This window comes from Streptomyces sp. Ru62 (assembly GCF_002920615.1).
In the GTDB taxonomy this organism is placed as follows: Bacteria; Actinomycetota; Actinomycetes; order Streptomycetales; family Streptomycetaceae; genus Streptomyces.
In genome coordinates this window covers 54,903-75,638 of sequence record NZ_PQSU01000038.1, presented here as the reverse complement: position 1 = coordinate 75,638, position 20,736 = coordinate 54,903, and the positions used below count along the sequence as shown (strand labels likewise).

Here is a 20,736-nt window from a genome sequence, read left to right as displayed (position 1 = left end):
ACCACGCTGGACAAGGGGGCCGGGTTTGGTCCTTGCAGACCTGATTCGTCCGTTTCGGTTCGGGAGGGAGAGTTCTCCGTCCTCTGTCCACAGGCCAGCCCGCCGACCATGCAGGAACGACGCCGTGAGTCGCACGGCGACCATCGTGAGGAGAGCGTGATGCCGTACCTGATCCCACCCCGTACACAGCTGACGCCCGAGCAGGTGGAGCGGGGATTCGACTACCTTCTGGCGCTGCAGACGGGCGGCGGCGCCTATGCCGCAGGGCGGACGGAAGCCACCCCGGAGCTGGCGTTCGTCCTGCTGCGGCTGGCCGAGGACATCATTTGGCCCGTCACGGCCGTGGACGGGGAGAGCGACCTGTGCGCGGACTCCTTCGCGCTGGACGAGGTCGGGTGCGTGCTGCTGTCCGCGCTGCGGGACTGGGTGCGGGACTCCCCCACCACGGCAGTGCTGGGCATCACCCGCAGCATCATCCGGTTCACGGCGGACGTCATCCCGGACCCCGACCATGTGGACACCGCCGACACCCTGGAGGCGATGCGCGACGAGCGCCTGGTGCTGGCGCACGCGGTGCACTCCGCACCCGATGCGCACCGCTGACCCCACCACCGCACCGGGTGGGAGCGCACCGGTGCGGTGGTGCGCCCATCCAGTGCGTACCGAGTCCATCCGGTGCGCCCCCACTCGGTGGGCGGTGTGCGCACCGGTGCGGCCGGCGCGCGGGTGTGGCGCACCGGGTGGACGCGGTGCGGTGGAGTGGACCCGGGTGGAGGTGGTGCGCTTCTCCTTGACCCGAGCTGAGGTCAAGGAGAAACAGGAAGCGGCCGCCGTCGTTCATCACGAACACGGTCGGGGTGATGTCTACGGCCGCCAGCGCTATGTCGACCACGGCGGTGACCCGGGGCCGGATCGCGGCAGCCGCGGCGCGGGCGTGCTTCGAGGAGGGAGTTGATGATGTCGACGGCCACCCCGGAGGTGAGGATCGCGCTCGCCTTCCACCACGCGCGCAGTCGCGCGAGCGGCTGGGTCTTCCGCTTGGGCGGGCGGGTCTTGCGAGCGGCGATCTGGTTCAGCTTGGCGCGGGCCCGCTCGGAGATGACGGGCAGGAACTTCGGCTCGCCGTCGTCATCGACGGCGGTGACGTACTCGTGCTCCAGCTCTGCCAGGCAGGCGGCGATCTGGTCGCCGCGCCGGGAGGTCCAGCGGATCAGCTCGTGCGGCACCCCGGCCATCTCCGTCACAGGCCGGCGCCCCGGGGTGACGGTGCGCGGCTCGGTCGCCAGCCCCAGAGTCTCGCAGACCTCAGCTGCCACGATCTCGTTGTAGAGCGCGGAGGCGGCGACGGTGTTCTCGTGCAGGGCCGTGGTGTGGATCGAGCCCCACTTCCCGTCCAGGCGCTGCCCCTTCACGGATAGAAGCAGATGGTCATGGAGCAAGGGTCTCCCGGAGCGTGCCTCGTAGTGGCGGAAGCGGGCGGCGACCAGCCCGCCGGGCGGCCGAACCCGGTAGATGCCGTCCTGCCGTACCGGATCACCGCCACCTCGTCCTCGATCCACTCCAGCACCCGCTCGATCGCGCGCTCGTGCGCGGCCTCGATCACCCGCCGGGTCTCCTCATCCCCCAGCGCCCACAACAGGTAGATCGTCGGCTGGGGCCCGGAAGACGAAGTCGACGCCGGTGACAGTGACCCTGCGGCCGAGGGCGCCGGCCTTGAACGCCTTCTTCGAGGACTCGCCCTTGGCGAGCAGGTCGGCCTCGATCCGGTCCGCGTACGGGTGGCGGCCCGACCTCCTCACCCGGCGTCAGCCCGAGCACGGCCAGGCCGCGGCCCATCCATCGCCCGGCCGGGACACCGGCTTGCTCCTGAGCCTCCCGCAGCGGCGTGCGTGCCGGGCGTTTGCCGTCGCCGACCACGGTCTCGCGCGAGTAGTAGCGGTACATCTGACCGGCCCGGATGACCCTGATATCTGCTGTCATGCAGACCACGTCACACGGCCCTGACCTGCCAGAAAAGGCCGATCAGCGATGCGTCCCGCCAGGCGGGAGCAGCGGCCCGACTTTCTTCTCAGGTGTCCGCCAGGCGGGGAGCGGCCCCGGGCCGGAAGCGAATGTCATCGCTCTCCGGGCGTCACCGGGCATTGGACATCCGGGGACTCTGAGCCAACCATTGTCATGAAACGGACGGTACGTCGACATCGCTAATGTACGAGTTCTGCGACGGCCATTGCTTCCACTCGAGCTTCCTCACAGCTCTGGCAGTCTTTGAGAGCGTCCAGATAGCGTTCCGCATCCAATGCGGCGCTGCAGCCAGACCCTGCTGCGGTTATTGCCTGACGGTACTGGTGGTCAACAACGTCGCCGCAGGCAAATACACCGTCTACGTTCGTACGCGACGAGCGTCCGTCCACCGCTATGTAACCGGCACTTGTAAGCGCTATTTTCCCCCTTACGAGTTCAGTCCGCGGTTCATGTCCGATTGCCACGAATATGCCGCTGGTGGGCCATTCTTCCTCTTCATGTCCGTCGGAGTCTCGCAACCTGACGGCGGTGACTTTATCCTCGCCCACGATGTCGACCACTTGCCGATTCCACAGCACTGTGATCTTTTCGTCGCGCTTTGCTCGATCTTGCATTATTTTGGATGCCCGAAAGGCGTCTCGCCGATGGATGACCGTGACAGAGTTGGCGAACCTCGTGAGGAAGGTCGCTTCTTCCAGGGCGGAGTCGCCACCGCCTACCACGACCACGTCTTTGCCCTTGAAGAAGAAGCCGTCGCAGGTAGCGCACCAGCTCACTCCTCTGCCGGAAAGACGTTTTTCGCTCGGCAGCCCAAGCTCCCGGTATCGTGAGCCAGTAGCAAGGATGACCGTGCGGGTGGCATACCGGGTGCCTGCCGTATCGAGCACAGTCTTCACATCGTCTTCAAGATGAACACTGGCGACATCGTCCGTGACGAATTCGGCCCCGAACCTGTCGGCCTGCTGCCGCATCTTGTCCATGAGGTCGGGGCCTATGACGCCTTCTGGGAAACCCGGGTAATTCTCGACGTCTGTCGTGTTCATCAGCGAACCACCGGCGGAGATGGAACCCTCGAACACGAGGGGGGCCAGGCCCGCCCGAGCAGCGTAGATCGCCGCGGTGTATCCGGAAGGACCGGACCCGATGATTACGACATCGCTGACTGCGACCATGTCAGAACCCTCTTCACCTGCGGTGTCGGCCGTTGTATGTCACGCCGAGAAGGAGCTGGTCAAATGTGGACAGCCTGCCGTTTGAGATGCACGTTCCATAGGTGATGGTCAGACGTATTCACGCATTTTGCTCGCGTCGCCTGTCAGGCCGCTTGGGGGGTCCTTGCGGTTTCGCGAGCCCCGGCAGCTCGGACGGCCCCTTCTTGCGACAGAGGCAGCCCCACGTACCGAATCCGCTGCCTCCATGGTGCCTGTCCTCACGCTAAGCCCGCGACCAAACGGTCGCACCTCAAGCCCTCAGCATCGAGGCGCAGCACATCTCGTGAGGCGCGACGACATCAGCTTGCGAGAGACGGTCCGAGAGGCGGACACCGCCGGGCAGCGAGGTCCGGCGCGGTGGGGCGCGCGGGCCCGCAGTGGGTAGGTCCTCTGCCGGGGCTGGCCGGCGATCCGTCCCGGCGGCCAGCGTCGCGGCGGAACCGGGCGGCACCCTGCCGATCGGCACGCCTCCGCCAGGGCATGCCCCTCCATCCAGAGCCGCCGGGCCATGGCGTTCCAGCAGCTGCCGAAGGAATGTGCCGTGGGCCGGTCCAGGGTGCCGGGCAAGCGTCAGCTGGTCACTCCGCGAACTCTCGCTACGAACCGACCGGCATTCCTCGTGGTCCGATGCCCGCGGTCTCGTACGTCAACGAGTTGTGGAGGCCGAAGCGTTCACGTGGGTCAGGGCTTCGGGCGCCTTCACGGCGCAGGACAGCGATGCCTGGGTCACGGCGCCGTTCTCGTGCTCGCGGGTCAGCTCGAACCATCGGCGGGCGTCCCCGGTGCCGCGGACCGTGGTGTGCGGGCCGACGGCGGCGTCCAGCAGGTCGAGCAGGTGCGGACCGAGGTCCAGCGGTGCGCCGTGCTCCAGACGCCAGCTGGTGGCGAACTCGCCGCTCAGGACAGCGCCGTGCAGGTACTGGGGAGCGGACATAGGAGACGTCGAGACGGCGGGCAGCCGTGAGGAAGGCGCGGGTGGCGGGGTGGTAGCGCTTGAAGAACCAGTTGCGCGATCACACCCGCCTCCGCGACTGCTGCCGCCACCCGCCGGGCCGCCGTGGGCGTCCAGGTCCGTGCCGAGCGGCTTCTCCAGCAGGAGCGCCTTGCGTTTCTTCGTGACGTAGGAGGGAGTTCGGCCTGCGTCACGAACGCCGCCGCCTCCCAGCGGTCGGGCAACTCCTCGCAACCGACGGCCGCTTGGCGCCAGATGGCGCGGCGGTCTCCCGCGCCGCATCCTGTCGACGCGCCCAGACGGCGGCGACCAGCCGGGGCTTCGGCCTGGCCGCCGACACGGGCGTGCATGACGCGCGCCAGGATGGACCCGAACGGCTCGCTGAAGCACTTCGGGCATCGGCAGGTCCCGGTCACTCATCGTCGAGGCTCGCTCCTTCCGAATGCGTGCCTGAGAGGCTGACGACGTCTGGGCATGCCGCGCAACCGACAGGCCGGGCCGGGTGATTGCCGTGGTCACGTGGGGTCCGACGTGTGCGCGCCGCCGACACCGGCTGACGATGTCAAAGCCAAGAGCCGCGGCAATCGGACGGCCCTCCACACGTGCACCGCTCGGGCTCCGTCCGCCGCCGACCATGAGGCCGACGCTGTTCTCCCACCTGGGCTGGGTGAGTCCATCGGTTCCCCTCTCGCCCGGTGTGAGCGCCCTGTCGGCTGCAGCCCCGGCGTCAAGCCGCTAGCGTGATGGGTACGTTTTGGTCATATTTGCTCGGATGTGCCCTCGGCGCGCGGTGAGTGGGCACCCGGGTTCATGAGAGGAGCACTCCTCATGAAGCGGAAGACAAAAACGTCTGGGGTGGCAGTGACCGTCGCGGTCGTCACGGCGTGCGCACTCAGTGCGTCGCCGGCGCTCGCTTCGGATGACGCCCACCCACTCGGTGCTTACGACATCATTGCGCCGCCCACGCTCGAACCGGGAAACCTCGGCGTGCTCAGTGCGCAAAACGAGCAGAAAAATCCCTACGATGTGATCAATGCCGCCGCCGCTCGGGACCCCATCACCGTCACCCGGCTGAGGGGAAATGTTAACCCGCTTCAGGGGTCGGGCGGCAATATAGGCGTGCTGCCGACGGGTGATCATGGTGCCTTTATGGTGGACGCCGGTGTGGCCGTCTCTCGCCAGAAGATGGAAAAGACCCTCAAGAAACTGGGGGTCTCCCACATCGGAGATCTGGTGAACACTCACTGGCACTTCGACCACACAGGCGGAAACAGCTGGGCTCACGAGTACGGGGCAAGAATAATTGCCACGCCGAACACTCTGCGCGACCTGAGCAGCACCATCCGGGTCGAGGAGTGGTCGCACACCTTCACACCTGTCCCACCCAGCGCTCGTCCGACTGTGACCGTCGCCTCGGAAAGGACGTTCAGCGCCGGTGACCAGCCGGTGCAGCTGCGCCCTTACAGCCCACCCGGTCACACGAACGGTGACCTCTCCGCATACTTCACCAAGGCGAACGTGCTCTTCACCGGTGACACCTACTGGAATGGCCTCTACCCGTTCATCGACTGGGAGACCGGAGGCAGCATTGACGGAATGATTCAGGATGCCAATCAGAACATCGCAATGGTGGGTGGGAACACAATCGTCGTGCCCGGGCACGGTCCCATCGGCAAACGCGCCGATCTGGTGCAGTACCGCCACATGCTTGTCTCCATTCGCAACCGCGTCGCCGATCTCAAGCACCAGGGCCTCACAGTCGAACAGACCGTTGCGGCCAAGCCCACCCAGCCCTTCGACGCGAAGTGGGGAAAGGGCCTCATAGGTCCGGACCTCTTCACAAAGCTCGTCTACCGCGGCGTGTAAGCCGAAGGACGGGCCGCGGTCCCCGTCGGCAGCGGCCCGTCCTTCGGTCATCTCGGCCTGCCGGCACGACAAGAGACGGGAGAGCCGCCAGGAGCGTTCACGCTTGCCGCGCAGGACAACAAGAACAAGAAGTCCTGTCCCGAGGGCCGTCATGGCAGCAGCCGCCCAGGCTGTGATGGTCGTGTACGACTCGCCCGTACTGGCCAGCTGAGCAGCTGCCTTGCCGGATACCTGCTCGGTCGCGGCCCGGTCGATGAGATCGGTCACCGCATCCGGGTGGGATACCGGGGCGACGTGGGAGGAGTTGCCCTCAACCGCGGTTTCTTCGGCAGCCCTTGTCGCCCAGGACGTATGAGGGCCGCACCCGGGGCCGGTCCGGACCCATCCTGGGCGCCCGGATCGCCTCCATCACGGTGATGAACTGGGTGCGGTCGTCGGTGTTGCTCGGCTCCACGATCATCCGACGCCCACCAGCATGCCGTCGGCGCCCGAAAAGGGGGCTCCGCAACCCGGCGCTCGGACGTTTCCGAGGCGGCCTGACTAGCAAGATTCACTTGGCCTGCGACGGCGCCGGCCGCCCGCTCCCCTTCACCGTCACGGGCGGTCGCCCGAACCTGCATCAGACCCGAGTTTCCGGTCGGGGGATAGGCGATCGCACTCAAGGCTACCTTCGGGCATGCGCGTGCATGCGATCGCTACACCACGTACAAGTCGTCCGTCACCTCGGCGGTCCTACGGTGTGACGGCTGGCGGATGAACGTCAGCGCACCTTCAGACGTAAAGGGCCGTGACCGGACATGATTTCCACCCGCGCTTTCTGGCTCGCCGGCCGTCCGGCCAGCGGTGAGACGACCTTGGCTGTTACCTCCCCCTGGACCGGTCAGCTCATCGGAGAGGTCAGTGTGCCCACCGATGAGCAGGTGGAGGAGGCGGTGGCGGCGGCGTATGCCGTTCGCGATGAGTTCGCGGCTACTCCCGCATATGTTCGTGCCGCCGCGCTCGACCACGTGAGCAAGCGCCTTACGGAGCGCAGCGAGGAGATCGCGCAGCTCATCTCTGCGGAGAACGGAAAGCCGATCAAGTGGGCTCGCGTAGAGGTCGGCCGTGCGGTGTCCGTGTTCCGGTTCGCCGCGGAGGAATCCCGCCGCTTCAATAGCGGTGAGGCTCAGCGGCTCGACACTGACGCCGGCGGCCAGGGCCGACTGGCGCTCACCCGCCGCTTCCCGAAAGGCGTTGTGCTGGGGATCACGCCGTTCAACTTCCCGCTGAACCAGTGTGCCCACAAAGTCGCCCCGGCTATCGCGGCCGGCGCCCCGATCATCCTGAAGCCGGCGCCCGATACTCCGCTCTCGGGTCTGATCATCGGTGACCTCCTTGCCGAGACCGAACTGCCGGCCGGTTCATGGAGCATCCTGCCGGTCGCCAATGACCGGATGCCGGGGCTGGTGCAGGACGAGCGCCTGCCCGTTATCTCGTTCACCGGCTCCGAGAGGGTCGGGTACGCCATCATGGACTCCGTTCCCAGAAAGCACTGCACGTTGGAGCTCGGCGGGAACGGTGCTGCCGTGGTGTTGGCCGACTTCACGAGCGACGAGGATCTTGACCGGGCCGCCGCGCGCATCGCTACGTTCTCCAACTACCAGGGCGGACAGTCCTGTATCTCTGTGCAGCGTGTGATAGCTGACGCCGCGGTGTACGACCGGCTGTTGCCGCGTATCGTCGCAGCCGTCGAATCTCAGGTCACCGGGGACCCGTCGGATGACAGAACTGATGTGGGTCCGCTGGTCAGTGAGGACGCAGCGTGCCGCGTCGAGTCATGGGTCGACGAAGCCGTCGGTTCCGGGGCCACGCTGTATACGGGCGGCAAGCGGGAGGGCGCTGCGTACGCGCCTACGGTCCTCGCGGATGTGCCAGCAGACACGACCTTGGCCTGCGAGGAGGTCTTCGGGCCAGTTCTCACGGTCCTCAAGGTGTCCGGTGAGGCCGAGGCATTCGCCGCTGTGAACGACTCCAAGTATGGCCTGCAGACGGGTGTGTTCACACGCGACCTGCAGGCTGCCTTCCGGGCACATCGGGCTCTGGAGGTCGGCGGAGTCGTTATCGGCGACGTGCCCTCCTATCGCGCCGACCAGATGCCCTACGGCGGGGTCAAGCAGTCCGGTGTCGGCCGCGAAGGAGTGAAGTTCGCCATGGCGGATTACACCTACGAGCGCGTGCTGGTCCTTACTGACCTGGCGATATAGCAGTTCGCTCACAGCCTCCTGCGAGGCGAACGCTCGCCGGGAACGACGGTGCGAGGGGGCGTACGAGTGCCGTGCAGTACGACAGGACTGTGGGTGGCTCCGCTGTGCGGCTCGTTCAACTCTGCGGACCGAGCAGCGCCAGTTCATCAGATGTCGTGCTGCATGCTCGGCGCCCGTGGCAGCGGAGGGCAGGCCGGCGTCCGGCTCGAAACCGCCGTCGCCGCCCCTTGTGCAGATGCGGTTGAGCAGTTCGGCATCCCGTGGTCCTCTCATCCGGGCCATGGACCGAAGGAGCCACAGTGGACCAAGTGATGGCACACGAGGTCGACAACCATGTCTCCCCAGCTGCTCGTTCAGCTTTCGCACGTGCCTCGTTCGGTGCGTTTCATCGTCAAGCCCCCTTGACGGGTGGTGCCCGCCGTCCTGGTGCTGTGACTGCTCGGGTTCGTCACGCTCTACTCGCGCGCGGGTGGCGGCCGCGGACGAGGTCAGCGGTGGTGATCTGACTCGCACGGACCAAAGGAGTGGGGCCCGGCCGTTCACGGCCGGGCCCCACTCATGTCGCTTACGCCGGTGCCGGCGCCCAGAAGCACGCGTCTTTCCTATGGCCGCAGCGACGGAGGAACTCGAGGTATTTCGTGCCGAGATGCCCTGCCGGAGAGGCCCCATGTCTTCTGGCGTTTCCGACGGCTGATGAACTCGGTGGCTGCTGCGGCACGCACGGTCGTCGGCGCCGCCGCTAGCCAAAACTGCCGGGCGACGGTGCTCTGCTGGTCATCTCTGTGTACGGCGTCCGACTCCACGCCCCCAGCTGATTCCGGGGGGGCGCCGTGTGCCCGCACACCGGCGGGGCTGCGCTCGCCCGAAGGGTCGGTGTGACTACCGGTGTGACCGCGACGCGGTCACACTCTTATCTTCGCTGGGACGGGCAAGCGCATCGTCTTGCGGCGCTCAGATCTGGTTGAGTCCGCCATCGACGAACAGCTCGGATCCGGTGACGAAGCTGCTCTCATTGCTGGCGAGGAACAGTGCGGCGGCTGCGGCCTCGTCCGGGTGCCCCATCCGGCCCAGCGGTATCTGGCTGGCGAAGGCGTCCCTCATCTTCGCGGCCTGGTCGGCGTCCGCGGCCAGGCCGGTGATGCCCGGGGTGACGATCGGGCCGGGCACCAGGGTGTTCACTCGGATTGCGCGGCCGCTGAGTTCGCTGGCCCATGTGCGGGAGAAGGAGCGGACCGCGGCCTTGGACGCGGCGTACACGCCGAAGGCGGCGCCACCTGAGGTGGCAGCAGTCGATCCGGTCAGGATCACCGAGGCGCCGTCGTTGAGCAGCGGAATTGCCTTCTGAACGGTGAAGAGCATGCCTCGCACGTTGATGTTGAAGGTGGCGTCGAAGTGCTCCTCGGTGACCTGCTCAAGCGCGGCGAACTCACCGCCCCCCGCGTTGGCGAACAGTACGTCGATGGACCGGCCCCGCTCGGCGACAGCCGCGTAGAGGCGGTCGATGTCCGCGAGATTCGCGACATCGCCACGGACGGCGGTGGCTTCCCCACCGATCTCGGCCAGCGCGGCGTCGAGAGCCTCCTGCCGACGGCCGGTGATGAACACGTGTGCGCCCTCACGCACGAATCGCTTGGCTGTGGCCAGTCCGATTCCGCTGTTGCCTCCGGTGACGACTGCCGTCTTCCCGTCAAGCTGTCCCATGATCGCTTATCCCTGTCCGGTGCAAACGCCAAAAGTCGTGCACCACGTGTCGCTGCAGTGTTACTGCCTGGAGCGGACAGCCCCGGGCCACTTATGGACTGTACGGTAAAGAACCCAGTTATGGACCGCTCGGGCAAAAACGTGACTGCATCCACACCGCCGAGCGGCGACGAACCGGCCGACGCCGGTCCGCCCGCCGGGACGCTAGGACGCCGGGGCGCCGGGGGGAGCCGGGCGCCACGCACCCCGCCACCACCCAGCCTGTCCCCCTGTGTGTCGCATGCAGCCGGGCGTCCACTATTTGGACCGATAGGTCAAGAAGGGCGTATGCTGTTGAACATGGGACGACCGCGGAATTTCGACGAGAACCAGGTTCTGGAGTCTGCGCGCGAGCAGTTCTGGAATCAGGGGTACGCGGCTACGTCACTGCAGGACCTGACGGACGCCACCGGACTGGGCAAGGGAAGCCTGTACGGGGCCTTCGGTGACAAGCGGCAGCTGTTCCTGCACGTGCTGGACGGCTACCGCGACGAACAGCTCAACGGCGTCCGGGCGATCCTGACCGGGCCCGGTACGGCCTTCGAACGCCTGACCCTGCTCATTGAGGGCGTGGCCAAGGGATTCACGGAGGACCCGCAGCGGCGCGGCTGCCTTCTGGTCAACAGCACGTCCGAGCTGCACAGCAATGATCCGGACGTCGTCTCCCGGGCCCGGAGCAGCTACCAAGCGGTCGAAGATCTTCTGATCGCGTGCGTGAAGGAAGCCCAGGACGAGGGGACGGTCGAACCGGGGGCGGGCGCCCAGGAGATCGGGCGGCTGCTCCTTGCCGTCATGCAAGGCATCGAGTTTCTTGCGAAGACCGGCATGGACGGCTCAGCTCTGCTGCAGATAAGCCAGGCCGCCCTCAAGCAGCTCTCCCGACACTGACCATCCTGCGGGCCGGCACCCTTCACAGGTGACGTGCCGACCGGCAGGGACCCGGGTGGGCCCGCTTGAGTCGGCTGCGAGCACGCGCATTACCTGCCTTCCGAGCAGCCCCACGACTGGCCCCGGGCGCCCGCCCCAGCGCGGTTGACGGCCTGTCCCTTTCACCATGCCTTGAGCAGGCACTCCGGCCGGGCGGCTGCGCCATCGACTGCGCCGCAACGCGGGCCGGACGACGCTCTGGCAGCCGACGGCGCCAGCCCATTGCGCACGGGCCCTGACGGCAAAGTCTCCAGGCTGCCCAGTCGGCGCGGGACCTCGTTCGCGCCTCACTTCCGCACGCCGACGGCGATTGGCGAACTGGTGCATTGATCCACTGACTTCGCAATACACCTGAAGAGGACATAAGTTCTTGACTGTACGGTCCATAAGGTCTACGTTTGGCCTACGACCTGCGGATTCGCTATTGCAAGTAGACGTCGGGTCGGCGGCAGACGGGCACAGACTGTCCCGCTGCACGGCACAGAGAAGCCGGGCGGAATGCGCGAGGGGTCTCGCGTGCTCCACCGCAAACGCCTGCACTCGCCCCACGAGAAGTGATCACCATGACCACCGCTGCCCAGCCGCCCTTCCCCTACAGCCTCCACAACGTGACGATTTCCGTCAGTGACCTCGACGCGTCGATCCAGTGGTGGAACCGGGTGTTCGGCCTCACACTGCTGGCGAGGTCCCGCTTCGACGCCATCGGAGCGGACGTCGCCTTCCTGGAGGGCCCCGGATTCCGGCTCGAGCTCCTCCAGCCCGCGGACGGTGTGCGGATCCCCGAACTGATGGCAGAGCCCCCCGCCCACATCCGCCCGATCGGCAACAAGGCCCTGGTCTTCCGCGTCGAGGACCTCGCCAGCGTGACCCGCACCTTCCGTGACCTGGGCGTGACGACCGTCTGGGAGCAGATGGACCTCGGCGACGGCAGCATCTCGACCGCGATCCGCGACAACGACGGAAACCTCATCAACGTCTTCCAGCAGGGCGCAAGCCCGATCGGCTGACACGGCGAACCGATCGCCCAGGCTGCCGAGCCAGTCTCAGGCGCTCCGGACATGGTCGCCCGGGACATCTTTGAACCGTGCTCCCAGGCGGTCAATTCACAGCGCCACTGGCTGGCAGTGTCCTGGGTTAACGGCAGCGCCGCCGTTGACCCAGGACCGGGGGACGGCGCTAACTACGCGCGAACTCAAGCAGGTCCCTGTCGAAGATCTCGGCGTACTTGGGCACCATCGCAAGGCCATGAGGCGCGCCCTCGTAGACCTTGTACTGCGCGTCCTTGACGATCTTGGATGATTTGGCGCCCGCGGAGACGATGGGCACGATCTGGTCGTCGTCGCCGTGCACGATCAGTGTCGGCACATCGACCTTCTTCAGGTCCTCGGTCGTGTCCGTCTCGGAGAACGCCTTGATGCAGTCGTAGGCGCCCTTGATGCCGACGGTCATGCTCCAGAGCCAGAATTCGTCACGCGTTCCCTGGGAGACGGTCGAGCCCTCACGGTTGGCACCGTAGAACGGGGCACTGAGGTCCTTGTAGTACTGCGAGCGGTCTGTGAGCACACCCTGGCGGATCTCGTCGAACACCTCGATCGGCAGGCCCTCGGGGTTGGCTTCCGTCTTCAGCATCAGCGGCGGGATCGCGCCGAGCAGGACCAGCTTGGCGACCCGTGCCGTGCCGTGCCGGCCGATGTAGCGGGTGACTTCGCCGCCGCCGGTGGAGTGCCCGACCAGAATGACGTCGTGCAGGTCTTCGGTTTCGATGACCGCGGCCAGGTCGTCGGCGTACGTGTCGAGGTTATTGCCGTCCCAGGGCTGACCGGAGCGGCCGCCGCCGCGCCGGTCGTGAGCGATGGCGCGGAATCCGTTGTCCACCATGAGTTTCATCTGGGGGTCCCAGGCGTCGGCGGTGAGCGGCCAGCCGTGGGAGAAGAGCACGGGCTGGCCCGAGCCCCAGTCCTTGTAGAAGATCTGCGTGCCGTCCTTGGCGGTGGCGAAGGGCATGGTTGCGCTCCTCTCGATGTCCGCTCGCGGGCCCCTTACGTCATGCCCTCCGGGGATGTGACGGGAAAGCGGCGCCGCATGAGGTCCACACTAATTGCGGGGCAGCGATTCAGCGCGTCTGGAACCACCGCTTCGGAACGAGTGGGACGGTCGTTGCCTGACAGGCGAGGAAGTGGTCTGTCTCGTACGGTGGTCCTGACATGCCGCGGGCACATCCACGGTCAGGAGAATGCACCGGTTACGCCACTCATCGAGTGAGCTCCCGGGCACAGTCACCCACCCGCCCTGAACATCACCACCGGTGGCGGACGGCAGCCAGGTGATCACGGTCGTTATTACTCGTTCTGTGACACGCGGAGGGCAGGACATGGGATCCGACGTTGAGGTGCTGGTCGTCGGTGCTGGTCCAGCGGGGTTGCTGCTCGCAGGTGACCTGGCCGAGGCCGGAGTGCGCTGCACCGTGGTGGAACGGCGAGAAGGGGAGTCTCAGCTGACACGCGCATTCGCCGTTCACGCCCGAACGATGGAGCAACTGGACGCCCGCGGCCTGGCCGACGACCTGCTTCTGACCGGCCTCCGCAACCCGATCTTGCAATTCCTGCGGATCGATCTGTCGCACCTGCCGACCCGTTACCCCCACGTGCTCGTGACGCCCCAGTACAACACCGAGCGACTGCTCCTGTCCCGCGCCCTGACACACGGCGTGAACATCATGCGGGCCCACGAAGTGACTGGCGTCCAGCAAGACCCGAGCGGTGTCGATGTCACCGTGAAGACACCAGCCGGCACTGAACACAGGCTGCGCGCAGACTACGTCGTCGGCGCAGACGGACGAAACAGCTGCGTGCGCCAGTCCCTCGGCCTCCCATTCCCCGGCCGCTCCGCCGTTCGCTCCATGATGCTCGCAGACGTCCGGATGGCTGATCCGCCGAAGAAGCCGCCCACCGTGGCAGCGACCGGAGACGCCTTCGCCATTGTCGTCCCGTTCGGCGACGGCTGGTTCAGGGTCATGGCCTGGAATCGCCACCACCCCATGCCCGACAACGCATCGGTCGATCTGGAAGAAATCAAAGACGTCGCCCGCCAGGCGCTCGGCAGCGACTTCGGCATGCACGACCCTCGCTGGCTCTCCAGATTCCACAGCGACGAACGCCAGTCACCCCGCTACCGAGTAGGCCGAGTATTCCTCGTCGGCGACGCCGCCCACGTCCATTCCCCGGCCGGGGGCATGGGCCTCAACACCAGCATCCAGGACTCCGCAAACCTGAGCTGGAAACTCGCAGCCGTTCAGCGTGGCCGCGCACCAGACACCCTGCTCGACAGCTATCAGAACGAACGGCACCCGGTGGGACGCCGGGTTCTGCGGATGAGCGGGGCACTGCTCCGCGGCGTCCTCACCACACCACGGGCATTGTGCGGCCTCCGTGACTTGTCAGCGCGTACGGTGCTGCAAACCCCACCAGTGGCCCGACGACTGGCCATGGCAATCTCGGGAATCGACATTTCCTACGCCGCCGCGGTCGGCGCGCATCCCCTAGTCGGGAAGCGGGCACCTGACGTCCCCCTCAGCGACGGACGCAGACTCTACGAAGCCCTCCGTAAGCGACGGTTCGTCCTTGTCACACCGTCCGACACGGAACGCTTCCCCTCACTGATCACAGAGTGGGCCGGCGAGGTGGAGATCGTATCCCCGAGGGGCACTACCAAAAAGAGTGTTCTGGTCAGACCAGACGCCTATATCGCATGGGCCATCTCGGACGAGTCACCTGAACATCGCATCGACGCGGCCCGCAAAGCATTGACCGAATGGTGCGGCACACAGGGCTCCAGCTCTGCAGCCCCTTCACCCGACTAGGGTCTGTCGTCAAATGATCTGCCGGTGTCGCGTACCCCGGCTGGGGAACTGGATGGCGCCGAGGTGGAAGCGAGGATCGAAACCGTCGCTCGTCAGCCGTTCTGGGTGACCGGTGCGGCGCCCATGATGGTGCTCACCTCGGCCACACTGCCGCAGGAGGAGCTTGAGGCTGTGGGGCGCGCTCTGCCCCACCGTCCGGTTTACGCCCTCAGCCCTTGCGATGTGCTTGTCCCTACTCCCGCGCCCCTGGCCCGGAGTTCCAGCATGCCGCTGACCTTCGCCGCCGGCCGCGCGCTGGCGCCGACACTTACCGAGGACGACCGGGTGCTGCTGGCTCTGGTGAACACGGCCCAGTCGGTCCGTGTCACGGTCGAGGTCGATCGGCAGCCGCTGCCTTCGTTGGTACCGCTACGCGGTGGGCGCTGGTCGGTGTACCCGGCGTACGGCGAGGGCGGCGCCATCGTCAGTGCGTCAGGGGCGGGCGTTGCCGAAGTGCAGTGGCCGCAAACGTGGACTCCCTTGGAGGCGGCCGCGCGTGAACACGGTCTGACGGTGTGAGAGTCCGTTCCTGGCCAGCATGCCGTCGCGCTGACCGAACTCGCCGGCGGTGCGCACGGGGTTCGCTGGCTGGCTCATCGTGGCCTGCTCTCACTGCTGTACTCCAGTGCGGCAATCACATCCATGAGCTGGTTCAAGGCGCGGGCGGATCGTCTGGCCAGGCAGGTAGCCGCAGCTCAGGAAGATCCCGACGCCGCGATGGCGCAGTTCTCCGAACTGCTCGCGGGCATCAACGTCAGCCATGATGCCGAGACCTCGGGCGCATTCGATCTCAGCTCCCTCAGCGCAGCGCTGGGCGGGAAACGCTCGGTCGCGGAAGCCTGGCTGCGGTGGGCACTGCGGCGGCGCCTCGTCCTGCGTGTCGTCCAGCTCGTTTGTGATCACTGCGGCTTTAGAGTCCTGCGCCCGGTGGAGCAGACCGGCAACGCCGGCTGTCCACGATGCGGCCGCACCATGGTGGACCCGTTCGCTCTGACGTCGCTGACGTTCCGATACCGTCTGGCCGAGCCCCTGCGACGGTCCATCGACGACGATTCCATCTACCACGCCTTGATCATGCGCTGGCTGACAGACAGCACCGTCATTCCCGCCGAGGTGAAACGGCACGGCCGCCAGCTGATCGCGGGCGAGGTGGGCAAGATCCGCTCGATCGCCGACGCGTTGCAGTCACCCACCGTGCTTCTTGGCGCGGGAGAACAGCAGCAACGACTGCCCTCAGGCCCTCGCGCATGACCGCGATGACGGCACCGCCCGCGTCATCACCAGCGAATACTGGCTGACCCCGATCCCCCGGCCCGCCATCGACGGCTCAGGCCGGCCCCGCTGGAACAGAGACAAACAACCGTCCCCCCGGCACCCTGCACGACCATGAAGAAGCCTTCTGTAGCCTCATCGAGGACGCCGGCGCCCGTGCCTTCGGCACACACGACCCCGTTCGCGACCTGTTCTGATGCGCGGTGCACCAGCGATTTCCGCTCCCTCAGGAAGACCATCTCCTTCGGGAGGTTCGGTCGGCGAAGGCCAGGCATCAGAGTGCGCGGGAGCAGCTGGCCGCCAGCTCAGAGCTCGTGTTCCATGACGGCGTTCTCCGGCACGTGAGCTGCTCGCCCCGCAGGTCGGCAAGCTGCCGCGATACTGACGGAGCCTGCCTTGCAGCGCTTGAAGCGGCACACGCTCGGGTCAGGCGCCGTGTCCGTGCCCACGGCCGGACGTTGGGCAGGGGCCGGGCACCCGAAAGCGGCCCGAACGCACCGGCCACCCGCAAGGACTGCGTGCCGATGCCCGAGAAGTCCGGGAAAGCCGCCGTTCCCTGGGAAACCCGAGCTGTGAAGGCTCCCTGCAGCGCCGAGCAGCCGAAGCGGCCGCGGCGGCTCCTGCCTGAGCTCGACGTTCCGCTCGGACGGCCGGGCCCGCCCCGGCACGGCTGGCGCGACTGGCACGGCCGGGACCGCGCGGTGCGGGCGGCCCGGGACGACGGGCGGGGACGGCACGCTCCGGACAGCGGACCGCCACAGCCCGGCGGACGGGCGTGGACGCACGGCACGGGCTGGCGGGCGGCGGGGCCGGGGCCGGGCAGCGCAGGCACGGCTGGACGGCAGCGGAGGGTGGCACGACGGTTCTCTGTCCCCGCGGTTCTACCGGCGGTAGAATGGATGGTATGAGCAAGCCGACGAGTATCAAGACCAGCGAGGAAGTGCGCGATCGGTTGCGTGTTCTCGCCGAGGAGCGCGGCACCACCATCACGCAGCTGCTGGAAGAGCTCGCCACACGCGAGCTCACGGAGAGCGAGCGGGAGCAGCGTGCTGCCGAGGCGGCTCGTGAGCTCGGCATTGAGTACACCGAGCAGGTTCAGCAGGTCGGCCGGGACGCCTGGGCGAAGATTCGCGCCCATCAGGGCGGCGCCGCCGCATGAACCTGACGGCCGTCTTGGACCACACGGCTCTGGCCGCTCTGTACCGCGCGGACCCTTTCTTCACGGGCCTCTACATCGAGGCCTCGCGCGGCACCGGCCGTGTCATCATCCCCTCACTCTCCGTGCTCGCTGCCGAACGGCAGGTTTCGGGCGCTGGCAAGCACGCAGCATCCCTGCGTTTCGCGGAGAACGTTCCGTTCTCCGCGGCGCACGCAGTGGATGCGATGGACTGGGCAAACGTGGACTGGCCAGTGGCCCACGCTGCTGCGATCGCCTGGCACGCGGTAAAGGCGGGGGAGCCGCTGACGGTCCTCTCGTTGGAACCTGAACTGTACGCGGGTACCGGCATCACTCCGCTGAACCCCACTTGATCCGCGCCTCCTCTACCAGGCAGTGGGACCTGCGCCCAGACTTCCCGGCCTCCGCCACCCAGCCGCGCCTGATCACCGCGCGGATCGTCACCACGGCGACCAGCACGGTCGGCACCGACGCGGCGCGCTCATCGCCCGCTCGTGCGCCGACGCCCACGAGACCCTCCTTCCGCCCGCCACCGCCGTATGGGAAGAACAGCCGATCGGACACTGGGCACGGAACAACCGGTAGGCCGCGCGGCTGGCGGACCGCAACGCACTACGGCAGGCGGCGGGCGGGACGGTGTCCAGCGTGGGAGAGCTGCTGGAGAGCCGGCGCGAGCGGCTGAACGCCGCCGACCCGGGACGGTGCCCGGCGTGGAACACCCGGATGGCAGCGCGCCCTGCGGCTGTGCCAAGCCCACCTGCGAGCCGGAGCAACCCTGCCCGACACGGTTGGCAAGGTCATCGTCCACAGCGAAGACCTCGGCGCCTGGACTACGGCGCAACGCGCCGTATGGGACCGGCTGATGCCCGCGCAGCAGTACCTACCGGGGACGCTCGGGCTGGAGCCCGCACCGGCCCTGGAAGCGGGGACGCGGCCACTGGGGAAGCGGGACCAGGCCCGCGCCGTCAACCTCGCAGACGCCCGGCAGTTCCACCACCGGGAGGGCACCCGCGGGTGCCGCGCGGTGTTCGACCGCACCGACCTCACGCCCCGCGAACGGCTCCTCGCCGCCTTCGACGTGCCCCCACCACCCCCCTGTGCCCCTACATCGGCGCCGCCGGTCGGAGCAGGCCGCGCAAGAAGCCCGACAGCCTCACCGCGGACAAGGCCTACAGCAACGGCCCGTGCCGCGAGTACCTACGACGTCGCGGCATCCGCCTGACGATCCCGGAGAAGGCGGACAGCAAGGCCGTCCGCCTGCGCGAAGGTTCACGAGGCGGACGGCCACCAGGCTTCGACGAAGACCGCTACAAGAAACGCAACACCGTCGAGCGGGCGATCAACAAGCGCAAACAGTCCCGGGCCGTGGCCACTCGCTACGACAAGCGCGGCTACGTCTTCCTCGGAACAGTCACTGTGGCAACCGCGATCATCTGGCTCCGCTCATGACCGACCGGACGCGCTCGGCTCAAGCGCAAGGGTCTGGCCAACCGCCGCGAGCAGTTCGAGCGGCAACTCCTTATCCCCCTGTCCAATGGCGAGCCCGAGCCAGCGACCGGTATCCCGGTGCGGCCACGCCTGCATGCTTCCAGTCAGCTGGCTCAGGCAGTTGATCGGCTCGGACACCGCCTCCCCCTCGTGGCCGGCCCGCAGATACGGCAACAGGTCAACGACGAGCGGCTCGCCCCAGCGCGCCGTAAGGGCTGCGATCAGGGCGTCCAGGTAGGCCCGCAGGTCTGCGTCAGCCTCGCGCGCTACCTGGCCGTCATCGTCATCCCAGAAATCCTGACTGGCCCGCAGGATGCGCACACGATACTCAGGGCCACCGCACCCGGTGTCGTCATGGAAGTTCGCCTCCGGGAAAGGCTGTGCGAGCAGCTCCTCGATCAAGGAAAGGTACTCCTCAAGGGCCGCACTCGAAAAAGATCCGGACGCAACGGTCGTCATGAGCGCAGGCTATGGGACTGCCCCGACAAGCAACCCCTGACCTTGCGCACCGAACCGTGATCGCCCGGACAGCTCCTAGCCGTCCAGGAAGGCCGCCACGCGCGGGAGCTGGGCGCGGGGGGAGCAGTGGACGAAGCCCTCCTCCTGGAGAGTGCGGCAACGCGTCGGCATCTCGCGGGCCGCGTCCCAGAGGGCGTGTTCGGTGATGTGCGTCAACTCGGGCATGAGCGACACGTTAAGTGATGTCGCCGAGGCGGGCCGCACGGGCCCGCAGGTAGCGCTGTTCTGGGAGGCTCAAGGTCTTGGCGGCGGCCGACTCGTAGGCGGCTCGGGCGGCCTCGGAGTCGCCGGCGCGTTCCAGGAGGTGGGCGCGGACCGAGTCCAGGCGATGGCCTGTGGTCAACTCCGATGTGAACGCGGCCAGTTCGGCCAGACCTGCCCTCGGTCCGTGAACCATGGCGATGGCCACGGCACGGTTGAGGCGTTCGACAGGGCTTGGGACAAGGTGGACGAGGACGTCGTAGAGACCGAGGATCTCGGACCAGTCGGTGCTGTCGGGCGAGTCCGCCTCGTCGTGGACGGCGGCGATCGCGGCCCTCAACTGGTACGGTCCGGGAAGGCGTTGGGACAGAGCCCAGGTCACCAGGGCCACGCCCTCCTCAATCGCCGCCTTGTCCCACAGCCCGCGGTCCTGCTCATCGAGGGGGACCAGTTCGCCGCCCGCCCCGGTCCGCGCGGCACGGCGGGCGTGGGTGAGGAGCATCAGGGCGAGCAGGCCGGTGACCTCACAGTCGCCAGGCAGCAGGCGGTGCACCGTACGGGCCAGCCGGATGGCCTCGCCCGCGAGTTCGGCCCGCTGGAGGGAGGCTCCGGAGGTGGCCGTGTAGCCCTCGTTGAAGATCAGATAGAGCGTGTGGAGGACGGTGGGCAGCCGCTCCTCCCAGTGATCGGGGCGGTCGAAACGGGTGCCCTTCACCCGCTGCTTGGCCCGGCTGATCCGCTGGGCCATCGTCGCCTCCGGCACCAGATGCGCGCGGGCGATCTCGGCCGTCGTCAGACCGCCGACGGCCCGCAGCGTCAGCGCGATCTGGGCGGGCGGGGGCAGATCCGGGTGGCAACAGAGGAAGAGCAGGGTCAGCGTGTCATCCTCGGAGGGCGCACGATCGGGCCCGGGCGGCGGCACGGTGAAGGCGTCGCGCGGTGTGAGCGCCGCCGCCTTCTCCTCACGCAGCCGCCGCGCCTGATCACTGCGCAGCGCGTCCGTGAGCCGCCGCGAGGCGACCTTGATCAACCAGCCCCGCGGATTGTCCGGAACCCCCGACTCGGGCCACTGCCCGGCCGCTGCCAGCAGCGCCTCCTGTACGGCGTCCTCGGCGGCGTCGAAGTGCCCGTACCGGCGTACGAGCGCGCCGAGGACCTGCGGCGCGTACAGGCGCAGCAGGTCCTCGACCTCGCTCGTACGTCTCAAACTTCTCCCCTGT

19 protein-coding genes and 4 pseudogenes are annotated in these 20,736 nt (G+C 67.4%); 12 read left to right on the top strand and 11 right to left on the bottom strand.

Features of this window, described 5'->3' with window-relative positions; all coding sequences use genetic code 11:
• Nucleotides 1–159 precede the first annotated feature (159 nt).
• Nucleotides 160–603 (top strand): hypothetical protein, encoded by a 444-nt coding sequence (locus C3492_RS44975; RefSeq protein WP_181140745.1) that lies wholly within the window; start codon nucleotides 160–162, stop codon nucleotides 601–603.
• Nucleotides 604–806: 203 nt separating this feature from the next.
• On the opposite strand, the pseudogene mobF reads toward C3492_RS44975, so the two are convergent.
• The 4 genes and pseudogenes from mobF to C3492_RS44970 form a co-directional block, all read right to left on the bottom strand.
• Nucleotides 807–1,603: pseudogene (gene mobF, locus C3492_RS37080) on the bottom strand (MobF family relaxase).
• Between the two features lie 13 nt (nucleotides 1,604–1,616).
• Nucleotides 1,617–1,799, bottom strand: coding sequence for a hypothetical protein (locus C3492_RS37070; protein WP_103817002.1), 183 nt, complete (start codon nucleotides 1,797–1,799; stop codon nucleotides 1,617–1,619).
• 402 nt (nucleotides 1,800–2,201) lie between these two features.
• Complete coding sequence (gene trxB / locus C3492_RS37065) at nucleotides 2,202–3,194, bottom strand: thioredoxin-disulfide reductase (RefSeq protein ID WP_103817001.1); 993 nt, start codon at nucleotides 3,192–3,194, stop codon at nucleotides 2,202–2,204.
• A 685-nt stretch (nucleotides 3,195–3,879) separates the two neighbouring features.
• Nucleotides 3,880–4,167: a hypothetical protein gene (locus C3492_RS44970; RefSeq protein WP_181140743.1), complete on the bottom strand. Its 288-nt coding sequence runs from the start codon at nucleotides 4,165–4,167 to the stop codon at nucleotides 3,880–3,882.
• Between the two features lie 846 nt (nucleotides 4,168–5,013).
• Here C3492_RS44970 and C3492_RS37055 point away from each other — a divergent pair.
• Complete coding sequence (locus tag C3492_RS37055; RefSeq protein WP_103817000.1) at nucleotides 5,014–6,051, top strand: MBL fold metallo-hydrolase; 1,038 nt, start codon at nucleotides 5,014–5,016, stop codon at nucleotides 6,049–6,051.
• Nucleotides 6,052–6,361: 310 nt separating this feature from the next.
• Here C3492_RS37055 and C3492_RS44965 read toward each other — a convergent pair whose 3' ends face one another.
• Nucleotides 6,362–6,511 carry a hypothetical protein gene (locus tag C3492_RS44965; RefSeq protein WP_181140742.1) on the bottom strand — a complete coding sequence of 50 codons (150 nt, stop codon included), beginning with the start codon at nucleotides 6,509–6,511 and terminating at the stop codon, nucleotides 6,362–6,364.
• Nucleotides 6,512–6,516: 5 nt separating this feature from the next.
• On the opposite strand from C3492_RS44965, the pseudogene C3492_RS47045 reads away from it, so the two are divergent.
• Nucleotides 6,517–6,665: pseudogene (locus C3492_RS47045) on the top strand (IS5/IS1182 family transposase); the annotation flags it as partial.
• Between the two features lie 183 nt (nucleotides 6,666–6,848).
• Nucleotides 6,849–8,294: an aldehyde dehydrogenase family protein gene (locus C3492_RS37045; protein ID WP_103816999.1), complete on the top strand. Its 1,446-nt coding sequence runs from the start codon at nucleotides 6,849–6,851 to the stop codon at nucleotides 8,292–8,294.
• Nucleotides 8,295–9,245: 951 nt separating this feature from the next.
• Here the strand turns inward: C3492_RS37045 and C3492_RS37040 are convergent.
• Nucleotides 9,246–9,995, bottom strand: coding sequence for a glucose 1-dehydrogenase (locus C3492_RS37040; RefSeq protein ID WP_103816998.1), 750 nt, complete (start codon nucleotides 9,993–9,995; stop codon nucleotides 9,246–9,248).
• A gap of 327 nt (nucleotides 9,996–10,322) precedes the next feature.
• Here C3492_RS37040 and C3492_RS37035 point away from each other — a divergent pair, with 327 nt between their 5' ends.
• Together C3492_RS37035 and C3492_RS37030 are read left to right on the top strand one after the other, a co-directional pair.
• The gene (locus tag C3492_RS37035) at nucleotides 10,323–10,922 is read left to right on the top strand and encodes a TetR/AcrR family transcriptional regulator (protein WP_181140741.1); all 600 of its coding nucleotides are present in this window, start codon (nucleotides 10,323–10,325) and stop codon (nucleotides 10,920–10,922) included.
• 602 nt (nucleotides 10,923–11,524) lie between these two features.
• A complete protein-coding gene (locus C3492_RS37030) occupies nucleotides 11,525–11,968 on the top strand; it encodes a VOC family protein (protein WP_146075774.1) in 444 nt (147 codons plus the stop codon).
• A gap of 169 nt (nucleotides 11,969–12,137) precedes the next feature.
• On the opposite strand, the gene C3492_RS37025 is transcribed toward C3492_RS37030, so the two are convergent.
• Nucleotides 12,138–12,965, bottom strand: a complete 828-nt coding sequence (locus C3492_RS37025; protein WP_103816995.1) for an alpha/beta fold hydrolase — start codon at nucleotides 12,963–12,965, stop codon at nucleotides 12,138–12,140.
• Nucleotides 12,966–13,266: 301 nt separating this feature from the next.
• Here C3492_RS37025 and C3492_RS37020 point away from each other — a divergent pair, with 301 nt between their 5' ends.
• The 5 genes from C3492_RS37020 to C3492_RS37000 all read left to right on the top strand — a co-directional run bounded on the left by C3492_RS37020 (nucleotide 13,267) and on the right by C3492_RS37000 (nucleotide 17,661).
• Nucleotides 13,267–14,820, top strand: coding sequence for an FAD-dependent monooxygenase (locus C3492_RS37020; RefSeq protein WP_258056126.1), 1,554 nt, complete (start codon nucleotides 13,267–13,269; stop codon nucleotides 14,818–14,820).
• Between the two features lie 24 nt (nucleotides 14,821–14,844).
• The gene (locus C3492_RS37015) at nucleotides 14,845–15,378 is read left to right on the top strand and encodes a hypothetical protein (protein ID WP_103816993.1); all 534 of its coding nucleotides are present in this window, start codon (nucleotides 14,845–14,847) and stop codon (nucleotides 15,376–15,378) included.
• A 123-nt stretch (nucleotides 15,379–15,501) separates the two neighbouring features.
• The gene (locus C3492_RS37010) at nucleotides 15,502–16,110 is read left to right on the top strand and encodes a hypothetical protein (protein ID WP_146075773.1); all 609 of its coding nucleotides are present in this window, start codon (nucleotides 15,502–15,504) and stop codon (nucleotides 16,108–16,110) included.
• Between the two features lie 925 nt (nucleotides 16,111–17,035).
• Complete coding sequence (locus C3492_RS37005) at nucleotides 17,036–17,290, top strand: hypothetical protein (protein ID WP_103816991.1); 255 nt, start codon at nucleotides 17,036–17,038, stop codon at nucleotides 17,288–17,290.
• Entirely contained in the window at nucleotides 17,287–17,661 is a 375-nt protein-coding gene (locus tag C3492_RS37000; protein WP_181140740.1) for a PIN domain-containing protein, read from the top strand. Before C3492_RS37005 ends, C3492_RS37000 begins: the two co-directional genes overlap by 4 nt.
• On the opposite strand, the gene C3492_RS36995 is transcribed toward C3492_RS37000, so the two are convergent.
• Entirely contained in the window at nucleotides 17,639–17,818 is a 180-nt protein-coding gene (locus C3492_RS36995) for a hypothetical protein (RefSeq protein ID WP_103816990.1), read from the bottom strand. The two genes, C3492_RS37000 and C3492_RS36995, sit on opposite strands and share 23 nt — an antisense overlap.
• A 618-nt stretch (nucleotides 17,819–18,436) precedes the next feature.
• Between C3492_RS36995 and C3492_RS46345 the strand changes: the two are divergent.
• Nucleotides 18,437–18,757, top strand: a pseudogene (locus tag C3492_RS46345) (transposase); the annotation flags it as partial.
• On the opposite strand, the gene C3492_RS36985 reads toward C3492_RS46345, so the two are convergent.
• The 3 genes and pseudogenes from C3492_RS36985 to C3492_RS36975 form a co-directional block, all read right to left on the bottom strand.
• Nucleotides 18,752–19,255 carry a hypothetical protein gene (locus C3492_RS36985; protein ID WP_146075772.1) on the bottom strand — a complete coding sequence of 168 codons (504 nt, stop codon included), beginning with the start codon at nucleotides 19,253–19,255 and terminating at the stop codon, nucleotides 18,752–18,754. The pseudogene C3492_RS46345 and the gene C3492_RS36985 sit on opposite strands and share 6 nt — an antisense overlap.
• A 78-nt stretch (nucleotides 19,256–19,333) precedes the next feature.
• Nucleotides 19,334–19,480, bottom strand: a pseudogene (locus C3492_RS36980) (DUF952 domain-containing protein); the annotation flags it as partial.
• 10 nt (nucleotides 19,481–19,490) lie between these two features.
• Nucleotides 19,491–20,723, bottom strand: coding sequence for an RNA polymerase sigma factor (locus tag C3492_RS36975; RefSeq protein ID WP_103816988.1), 1,233 nt, complete (start codon nucleotides 20,721–20,723; stop codon nucleotides 19,491–19,493).
• Nucleotides 20,724–20,736: the final 13 nt, after the last annotated feature.